Annotated in this window: 2 protein-coding genes; both read right to left on the bottom strand. The window is 72.0% G+C overall.

All coding sequences use genetic code 11. The features are described 5' to 3' along the window. Nucleotides 1–6,228 (bottom strand): type I polyketide synthase (locus ACIOJE_RS40680; protein WP_400783664.1); only part of this gene is annotated, 6,228 nt, incomplete at its 3' end. 15 nt (nt 6,229–6,243) lie between these two features. After that, nucleotides 6,244–10,380 (bottom strand): acyltransferase domain-containing protein (locus tag ACIOJE_RS40675; protein ID WP_400783662.1); only part of this gene is annotated, 4,137 nt, incomplete at its 5' end.

Raw genomic sequence — 10,380 nt, 5'->3', positions numbered from 1 at the left:
GTAGGTGTCGTAGAGCTCGCGGCCCATGCCGAGGCGTTGGCTGCCCTGGCCGGAGAACACCATGGCCAGGGTTCCCTTGTCGCCCCGGCCGGTGATCACGTCGGGAGTGGTGCGGCCGTCGGCGAAGGCCTGCAGTGCCTGGCGGCGGGCCTGCGGATCACGGCTGACCACGACGGCTCGCTCGGTGAGCAGGGCCCGGCTGGTGGCGAGTGAGTAGCCGGTGTCGAGCGCACCGGCCTCGTCCACCGCGTGCTCGGCGAGCCGGCCCGCGGAGGACCGCAGTGCCTGCTCGTCCCGCGCCGAGAAGACCCACGGCACGACCGGAGGGATGTTCTGCCCCCCGTCGACGGACTCGGAAACCGGAGCCTGCTCCAGGATCACATGCGCGTTCGTCCCACTGACCCCGAATGCGGAGACACCCGCACGCCGGGGACGACCGGCCGGCTCCGGCCACAGCCGGTCCTCGGTGAGGAGGGAGACCGCGCCCGCGGTCCAGTCGACGTGGGGGGTGGGTTCGTCGATGTGGAGGGTGCGCGGGAGGATCCCGTGCTGCATGGCGAGGACCATCTTGATCACACCCGCGACACCGGCAGCCGACTGGGTGTGGCCGATGTTGGACTTCACCGAGCCGAGCCAGAGCGGCTGTTCGCGGTCCTGTCCGTAGGTGGCCAGCAGCGCCTGCGCCTCGATGGGGTCGCCGAGGCGGGTGCCGGTGCCGTGGGCTTCGACGGCGTCCACCTCCGAGGGCCGCAGCCCCGCGTTGGCCAGCGCCTGGCGGATCACCCGCTGCTGGGACGGGCCGTTGGGCGCGCTGAGGCCGTTGGACGCACCGTCCTGGTTCACCGCCGAGCCGCGCAGCACCGCCAGCACCGGGTGACCCAGACGCCGGGCGTCGGAAAGGCGCTCCAGGACCAGGACACCCACGCCCTCGCCCCAGCCGGTCCCGTCCGCGGCCGCCGCGAACGACTTGCACCGCCCGTCGACCGCGAGGCCCCGCTGCCGGCTGAACTCCACGAACGCGGCCGGCGTCGCCATCACCGTCACACCTCCGGCGAGCGCGAGCGAGCACTCACCACTGCGCAGCGCCTGCGCCGCCAGGTGCATCGCGACCAGCGACGACGAGCACGCGGTGTCCACGGTGACCGCGGGCCCTTCCAACCCGAACGCGTAGGAAACACGGCCCGAGAGCACGGCCGTTGCCGTACCGGTGAGCAGATAGCCCTCCGAGCCCTGCCCGGCGTCACCGGCCGCGTAATGCGAGGTGGCGGCGCCGATGAACACCCCGGTCCGGCTCTCCCTCATGGTGTCGATCGCGATGCCGGCCCGCTCGAAGGCTTCCCACGAGGTTTCCAGGAGCAGTCGTTGCTGCGGATCCATCGCGAGCGCCTCCCGCGGGGAGATCCCGAACAGCCCGGCGTCGAATCCCGCCGCGTCCGCGACGAAGGTGCCGGTCCGGGCGTACGAGGTGCCCGGCTTGTTCGGGTCCGGGTCGTAGAGCCGGTCGAGGTCCCAGCCGCGGTCGGCAGGGAACTCGGAGACCGCGTCACCGCCGTTCGCGACCAGGTCCCACAACGCTTCCGGCGACTCGGCCGCACCGGGAAGACGGCAGCTCATCGCGACGATCACCACGGGGTCGTCGTCGCTGCGCACGGTCTCGCCGGCCGAGTCGGCGGGGCCGTCCTCGCCCAGCAGCTCCCGCTTCAGATAGCCGGCCAGGGAGGCGGGCGACGGGTAGTCGAACACCAGCGTGGCGGGCAGGGACAGACCCAGGGCCGCCTGCAGACGGTTGCGCAACTGCACCGCGGTCAAGGAATCGATCCCGAGGCTGCGGAAGGCCGCCTGCGGGGAGATCGCGTCGCGCGACGTGTGCCCGAGCGTCGCGGCGACCTCACCGCGCACCAGCTCGAGCAGGGCTTGGGTGCGCTCGGTACCGGTGGCCGCGGACAGACGTTCCGGCCAGCCGTCCTCACCGGTGCCCGGGGCGCCGGAGACCGGTCCGTCCAGCGCCGTCCGCGCCTCGGCGAGATCGCCGATGAGGGGACGGCGACGGGCCGCGCTCAGGACCGGGGCGAAGGTGTCCCACGCGATGGGCGCCACCGTCACGGTGGTGTCGCCGCCGCCGAGCGCCCGGGCCAGCGCCGAGACCGCGAGTGCGGGTTCCATGGGCAGAAGACCGGTGCGGCGCAGCGTCTCCTCGGCCGATCCCGTGGCGGCCATGCCCTCGCCGCTCCAGGTGCCCCAGGCGACGGCGAGGGCGTGCAGGCCGCGGTCGCGACGCGCCTGGGCCAAGGCGTCCAGGTAGGCGTTGGCGGCGGCGTAGGCGCCCTGACCGCGACCACCCCAGACCCCCGCACCCGAGGAGAACAGCACGAACGCATCCAGCGGGGCATCGGCGAACGCGTCGTCGAGATTCCGCGCGCCCTCCGCCTTGCCCAGCCACGCCTGCGCGAGGACAGCGGCATCCGTGTCCTGCAGTGCCGCATCCGTACCGATGCCGGCCGTGTGGAAGACCGCGGTGATCGGCGTGTCCACCTCGTTCAGCAGATGGTCCAGGGCGGACCGGTCGGCGACGTCGCAGGCTTCGATGTCCACGCGGGTGCCGGGCGCGAGCGCCTCCAGCTCCGTGCGCAGCTCCCGGGCGCCCGGGGCCTCGCTGCCACGGCGGCTGGTGAGCAGGACCCGGCGTACGCCGGAACGGATCAGCCAGCGCGCGACGTGCCCGCCGAGCGCACCGGTGCCACCGGTGACGAGCACCGCACCGTCCGTGGACCACGTCGGTTCACCGGACGGACCGGCGGCGCGGGTCAGCCGCCGCGCGAACACCCCCGAGGGGCGCACGGCCAGCTGGTCCTCGTCCCCCTGGCCCGTCAGGGCCGCCGTGAGCCGCGCCGAAGCCCGGGCGTCCAGACGCTCCGGGAGATCGATGAGCCCACCCCACCAGCGTGGATGTTCGAGACCCGCCACCTGCCCGAGTCCCCACACCGCCGCCTGCTCCGGATGACGGAGACGGTCGGCGCGTCCGACGGACACCGCGCCGGAGGTCAGGCACCACAGCGAGCCGTCCATATCGACGTCCGCGCAGGCCTGCAGGAGTGCCAGCGTCGCCGCGGTCGGCTGACCGCCCAGCGCCAGCAGCGACACGACGTGCTGCGACTTGTGCCGGGCGAGCAGTTCGGCGATCGAGTCACGCGTCGCGCCGGCATCGCACGGTACCCGGATGGTCTCGGGGGGCAGCGCCTCGACCACGGCAGCGACCAGGTGGTCGTCGGGATCGTCGGCCGGGACGAACACCAGGTGGCGTTCGTCGACCGCCGACGGGCCGGCAGCGGATGACGACAGCGGACGCCACCTGACCTGGTAGCGCCACGAATCGACGGTGTCCCGCTCGCTCTGCTTGCGGCGCCAGTCCGAGATCAGTGACAACGCCGGCGCCAGCACCTGCCGGGGGTCCTGATCGCCGAGCGTCAGCATGGCGGCCAGCGCGTCGAGATCCTCGTGCTCGACCGCGCGCCAGAAGTCGGTGTCGGCGCCGCTCTCCGCCGCGATCTCCTGGGCGGGACCGTCGAGCCAGTAGCGGGTGTGTTGGAAGGGGTAGGTGGGGAGGGGGGTGCGTTGTGCGCCGGTGTTGGTGAAGTAGTGGTCCCAGTGGGGGTTTGCGCCGTGGGCGGTGAGGTGGGCGAGGGCGGTGGTGAGGGACCGGGTGTCGCTGTGTTTGGGGTTGAGTGAGGCGATGGTGTTGGTGGGGAGGTGGGGGGTGAGGGAGGCGCTGGGGCCGATTTCGAGGTAGGTGTCGGCTTGGGTGTGGGTGATGGCGTCGGCGAAGCGGACGGTGTGGCGGGCGTGGTGGATCCAGTGTTCGGGGTCGGTGTGGTCGATGGGTTGGCCGGTGAGGGTGGAGATGAGGGGGATGGTGGGTGGGGTGAAGGTGAGTTGGCGGATGGTGTCGCGGAACTGGTCGAGGATCGGTTCCATGAGGGGGGAGTGGAAGGCGTGGGAGACGCGGAGCCAGGTGGTGCGGTGTCCGTCGAGTTTGCCGACGATTTCGGTGAGGGTGGTGTGGTTACCGGATAGGACGAGGGAGGTGGGGCTGTTGATGGCGGCGATGCCGACGTGGTCTTCGTGGCCGTGGAGGAGAGGGCGGATGTCGTCTTCGGTGATGGTGATGGCGACCATGGCGCCGCCTTCGGGCAGGGCTTGCATGAGGCGGGCGCGGTGGGTGATGAGGGTGGCGGCGTCGGTGAGGGTGAGGATGCCGGCGATGTGGGCGGCGGCTATTTCGCCGATGGAGTGGCCGGTGACGACGTCGGGGGTGATGCCCCAGTGTTCCCAGAGTCGGTAGAGGGCGACCTGCAACGCGAAGAGGGCGGGCTGGGTGTACTGGGTCTGGTTGAGGAGGTCGGGGTCGTCGCCGAAGACGATGTCGCGTAGCGGTTGGGGGAGGTGGGGGTCGAGTTCGGCGCAGGCGGTGTCGAAGGCGTCGGCGTAGACGGGGTAGGTGTCGTACAACTCGCGGCCCATGCCGAGGCGTTGGCTGCCCTGACCGGAGAACACCATGGCCAGGGTCCCCCTGTCACCCCGGCCGGTGACCACCTGCGGGTGTGCTTCGCCCCGGGCCAGCGCGTGCAGCGCCTCGACCCGGTCCGTGCCGTCACCCGCCAGCACCACGGCCCGGTGGTCGAAGACCGTGCGGGTGGTGGCGAGGGTGTAGCCGGTGTCCAGCTCCGAAGTGTCGTCGGTGAGGGCGTCCGCGAGCCGGGACGCCGTGTCACGCAGCGCCTGCTCATCGCGCGCCGAGAGCACCCACGGGACCACGGGCGGAACGGTGCCCGCACCCTCCTCCGGCTCCTCCGCGACGGGCGGCTGCTCCAGGATGACGTGCGCGTTCGTCCCGCTGAAGCCGAAGGACGACACCCCTGCCCGGCGCGTCCCGTCACGCTGGGGCCAGGAGACCGATTCGGTCAGCAGGGAAACGGCGCCGGAACTCCAGTCGACCTCGGTGCTCGGAACCTCGACGTGCAGGGTACGGGGCAGCACCTCGTGCCGCATCGCCATCACCATCTTGATGACGCCGGCCACGCCCGCGGCGGCTTGGGTGTGGCCGATGTTGGACTTGATGGAGCCGAGCCAGAGCGGCTGTTCACGGTCCTGCCCGTAGGCCGCCAGCAGCGCCTGCGCCTCGATCGGGTCACCGAGACGGGTCCCGGTGCCGTGCGCCTCCACCGCGTCGACCTGGTCGGGCCGTAGCCCCGCGTCGATGAGGGCGTCGCGAACGACCCGCTGCTGCGACGGACCGTTCGGGGCGGTGAGGCCGTTCGAGCGGCCGTCCTGGTTCACCGCGGAGCCGCGCACCACCGCCAGGACGGTGTGACCGTTGCGCTGGGCGTCCGACAGCCGCTCCACGATCAGCATGCCGGCGCCCTCCGACCAGCCGGTGCCGTCGGCGGCGTCGGAGAAGGCCTTGCACCGGCCGTCCGACGAAAGACCCTGCTGCTTGCTGAAGTCGATGAACGGCGCCGGACTGGCCATCACGGTCACACCACCGACCAGAGCCAGCGAGCACTCCCCGCGCCGCAGTGCCTGAGCGGCGAGGTGCAGCGCCACCAGCGACGAGGAACACGCGGTGTCGATCGTGACCGCCGGTCCCTCCAGCCCGAGCGTGTAGGCGATCCGGCCCGACAGGATGCTGCCGGAGTTGCCGGTGCCGAGGTATCCCTCCGCGACATCCGGGATCCGCGCCAGCCGAGAGGCGTAGTCGTGGTACATGATGCCCGCGAACACGCCGGTGCGGCTGCCCCGCAGCGAGCCGGGATCGATCTGTGCGCCCTCGACCGCCTCCCAGGCGGTCTCCAGCAGCAGCCGTTGCTGCGGGTCCATCGACACGGCTTCCCGCGGCGAGATGCCGAAGAACTCCGCGTCGAACTCCGCCGCGTCGTACAGGAACCCGCCCTGCAGGGTGTTGCTGCTTCCGGCGTCACCGGGGCGCGCCGACCGCATCCCCTCGATGTCCCAGCCGCGGTCGCGGGGGAAGCCGCCGATGGCGTCCTGCTCGGATGCGACCAGCTGCCACAGCTGTTCCGGTGTCGTCACGCCGCCCGGATACCGGCAGGCCATGCCCACCACCGCAAGGGGCTCGCGACTGCTCTCCTCCACGGCACGCAGCCGCTGGCGGGTGTCCCGCAGCTCGGTGGTGAGCCGCTTCAGGTACTGGAGCGTCCTATCGTCGTTCACGTCACGCCAATCCCATCAGGACAAGCCCAGCTCGTCGTCGATGATGTCGAACATGTCTTCCAGGTCCGCCGCCGTCAGCTCGGCGGCACCGTCGTCCCGGTCGTCCTTGTCGGCGTTCTCCCAGGCGTTGAGCAGCGACCGGAGCCGACTGCGCACCTGCGCCGCGTGCCGCTGACCGACCCGCCCGAGATTCACCTCCAGCCGGTCGATCTCGGCGAAGATCGCCTCCGGTTCTGCGGACCGGCCCGGACCGAGCAGGGACAGCAGGTACTCGCACAGCGCCGCGGGCGTCGGGTGGTCGAAGACCAACGTCGCGGGCAGCCGCAGACCAGTGGCTGCGTCGAGCGCACCGCGCAGCTCCACGGCCATCAACGAGTCGAATCCGTGCTCGGTGAACGGCCGGTCCATCGAGATCGCCTCGCCCGAATCGTGCCCCGCGACGGCCGCGGTACGGCTGAGAACCAGCTGCGCGATCCGGTCCCGCTGTTCGTTCGGCGGCAGGTCGCGCAGGACGTCGGCCAGCGGCCGCGTCGAGACGCTCGCCGTCGTCGCCCGGGCCGGGGCCGGCACCAGGTCGCGCAGCACGGGAGGCAGCGCGGCGTCGGCGGCGCGGCGGCGAAGCGCCGTCCGGTTCACCGGCATCGGGAACAGGACCGGGCCGCCGGTCGCGGCCGACGCGTCGAACAAGGCCCGTCCCGTCGCCTCGTCGATCGGCGCGAGGCCGGTCCCGGACAGCCGTCGGCGGTCCGCCTCGCCGACGGTGGCCGCCATGCCGGCCGTCCACGGTCCCCAGGCGAGGCTGGTGGTGGGGTGTCCGGTGGTGGTGCGGTGGTGGGCGAGGGCGTCCAGGTAGGCGTTGGCGGCGGCGTAGTTGGCCTGGCCGGGGGAGCCGAGGGTGGCCGCGGCGGAGGAGAACAGGATGAACGCCGTGACGTCGCGGTCCCGGGTGAGTTCGTGCAGGTGCCATGCCGCGGTCGCCTTCGGCCCGAACACGCGCCGCAGATGCCCGGGAGTCTGCCGCGCCAGGATCGCGTCGTCGATGGTGCCGGCGCAGTGGACGACGGCGAGCGGACGGTCGGCGGGCACCGCGGCCAGCGCCGCGGCGATCTGCGCGCGGTCGGTGAGATCGCAGGCCAGCTGGGTGACCTCGGCACCCTCCGGTTCCGGCGCGTCGCCGTGCCGGCTGACCAGCACGAGATCGGTCACGCCGTGGGAGCGGACCAGGTGGTGGGCGACGAGAGCGCCGAGTGTACCGGCGGCCCCGGTGATCAGGACGGTGCTCGCCGCCCAATCCGGGGCAGCGGCCGATCCGGTGGGCGCGGGGACGAGCCGGGGGACCCGCATCTCCCCCTGGCGCAGCGCGAATTCCGCCTCGCCGCCGGACAGCGCGTGGGGAAGCGCTTGCCATGACCGCTCGTCCTCGTCGAGGTCCACCAGCACGATGCGGCCCGGCTGTTCCGCCTGCGCGGCACGTACCAGCCCCCACACGGCCGCGCCCGCCGGTGCGGGGTCGGTGTCCACGGCGACCGCGTGGGAGGTCACGACCACGAGGATGCGGTCCTGGGTGTGGGACCGCAGCGTCTCCAGCACGCCCGCGGCCGTCTCCAGCGCGTCCTCGGGGTCGAGACCGTCGCCGTTGCCCACCCGCAGGAGGGTGTGCGTGGCATCCGGCGTCTCGTCCTCCGCACCGAGCACGGTGAACTCCGTGGAGGTGCTGGGGAGTTCTCGGGGGAGCCAGGCCTGTCCGAAGATCGACTGACGGCCGTCGGTGAACTGCGCAGCGGAGATCCTGCGCATCGTGAGGCGCTCGACCTCCGCGACCGGTCGGCCCGTGCCGTCGGCGATGAGCAGCGCGATCGCATCCTCGCGCAACGGCGACAGCACGGCCCTCAGCCGGGTCGCGCCGTGGACGTGCACGGTCACGCCTGCCCAGGAGAACGGCAGCCGTGCGTGTCCGTCGGCGCCGAACATCCGATCGACGCCGACTCCGTGCAGGACCGAGTCCAGCAGCGCCGGGTGCACACCGAGACCGGAGTCCCGATCCTCACCCTCCGGCAGTTCCACCTCCACCGCCACGTCCTCGCCGACCCGCCAGGCCGCGCGCAGCCCCTGGAAGAACGGGCCGTAGTCGAGCCCGGCGGCCGCGAACTCGGCGTAGACGTCCGACACGGACAGCGCGCTCGCTCCCGGCGGGGGCCAGGCGGTCAGAGACCACGAGGGCTCCGCGGGCTGTTCGTCGCCGATGGCGCCGGTGGCGTGCAACTGCCACGGGGCGTCCGCGTCGGGCCGGGAATGCACCGTCACGGCCCGCTTGCCGTCAGCGCCCGGATCGCCCACCGCGACCTGGAGGTCCACGGAGCCCTCGGTGGGAAGAACCAGCGGACTCTCCAGCGTGAGTTCCTCGAAACCGCGCCGCCCGGACCGTTGCGCGGCGTGCAGCACGAGCTCCACGAACGCCGTGCCGGGGAAGACGATCGCACCCGCGACGACGTGGTCGGCCAGCCACGGATGGGAGGCGACGGAGAGGCTCCCGGTGAGCAGCACACCACTGCTGTGCGCCAGATCCATGCTCGACGTGAGCAGCGGGTGTTCGGACCGGCCTCCGCCGTGGCGCGGGGCCGAAGCGTCGGGCCAGTACCGCTTGCCGTGGAAGGGGTAGGTGGGGAGGGGGGTGCGTTGTGCGCCGGTGTTGGTGAAGTAGTGGTCCCAGTGGGGGTTTGCGCCGTGGGCGGTGAGGTGGGCGAGGGTGGTGGTGAGGGCGTGGGTGTCGCTGTGTTTGGGGTTGAGTGAGGCGATGGTGTTGGTGGGGAGGTGGGGGGTGAGGGAGGCGCTGGGGCCGATTTCGAGGTAGGTGTCGGCTTGGGTGTGGGTGATGGCGTCGGCGAAGCGGACGGTGTGGCGGGCGTGGCGGATCCAGTGTTCGGGGTCGGTGTGGTCGATGGGTTGGCCGGTGAGGGTGGAGATGAGGGGGATGGCGGGTGGGGAGAGGGTCAGCTGGCTGATGACGGCGCGGAGTTCGTCGAGGGCGGGTTCCATGAGGGGGGAGTGGAAGGCGTGGGAGACGCGGAGCCAGGTGGTGCGGTGTGCGGGGAGTTTGTCGACGATGCCGGTGAGGGCGGTGTGGTCGCCGGATAGGACGAGGGAGGTGGGGCTGTTGATGGCGGCGATGCCGACGTGGTGTTCGTGGCCGTGGAGGTGGGGGCGGATGTCGTCTTCGGTGGTGGTGATGGCGACCATGGCGCCGCCTTGGGGTAGGGCTTGCATGAGGCGGGCGCGGTGGGTGATGAGGGTGGCGGCGTCGGTGAGGGTGAGGATGCCGGTGATGTGGGCGGCGGCTATTTCGCCGATGGAGTGGCCGGTGACGACGTCGGGGGTGATGCCCCAGTGTTCCCAGAGGCGGTAGAGGGCGACCTGCAACGCGAACAGGGCGGGCTGGGTGTACTGGGTCTGGTTGAGGAGGGTTTCGTCGTCACCGAAGACGATGTCGCGTAGTGGGTGGGGCAGTTCGATCGCCGCGCACACCGCGTCGAAGGCGTCGGCGTAGACGGGGTAGGTGTCGTAGAGCTCGCGGCCCATGCCGAGGCGTTGGCTGCCCTGGCCGGAGAACACCATGGCCAGGGTTCCCTTGTCGCCCCGGCCGGTGACGACCGCCGGGTGTGCTTCGCCCCGGGCGAGTGCGTGCAGCGCCTGCGCCCGGTCGGCCGGATCCGTTGCCACGACGACCGCCCGGTGTTCGAGGGCGCTGCGGGTGGTGGCGAGGGAGTACGCGACGTCCAGCGCCGAGCCGTCGTCGTCGAGGCGCTCGGCCAGCCGCGCCGCTTGCGCCCGCACCGCCCGCTCGTCCCGGCCGGAGAGCAGCCACGGCACGAGGGCAGGTGCGTTCCGTTCCGGTGCGGTGATCTCGGCCTGAGGCGGTTGTTCGAGGATGACGTGGGCGTTGGTGCCGCTGATGCCGAAGGAGGAGACACCTGCGCGGCGGGGGCGGTCGTGGGCCGGCCAGGGTTGCTGTTCGGTGAGCAGCGAGACGGCGCCCGCGGCCCAGTCGACGTGGGGGGTGGGCTCGTCGACGTGGAGGGTGCGCGGGAGGATCCCGTGCTGCATGGCGAGGATCATCTTGATGATGCCGGCGGCGCCGGCGGCGGCCTGGGTGTG

It is taken from the genome of Kitasatospora sp. NPDC087861, assembly GCF_044742585.1.
In the GTDB taxonomy this organism is placed as follows: domain Bacteria; phylum Actinomycetota; class Actinomycetes; order Streptomycetales; family Streptomycetaceae; genus Kitasatospora.
Note: the sequence above shows the minus strand (reverse complement) of the source record. Positions and strands in the feature narration are given on the sequence as shown.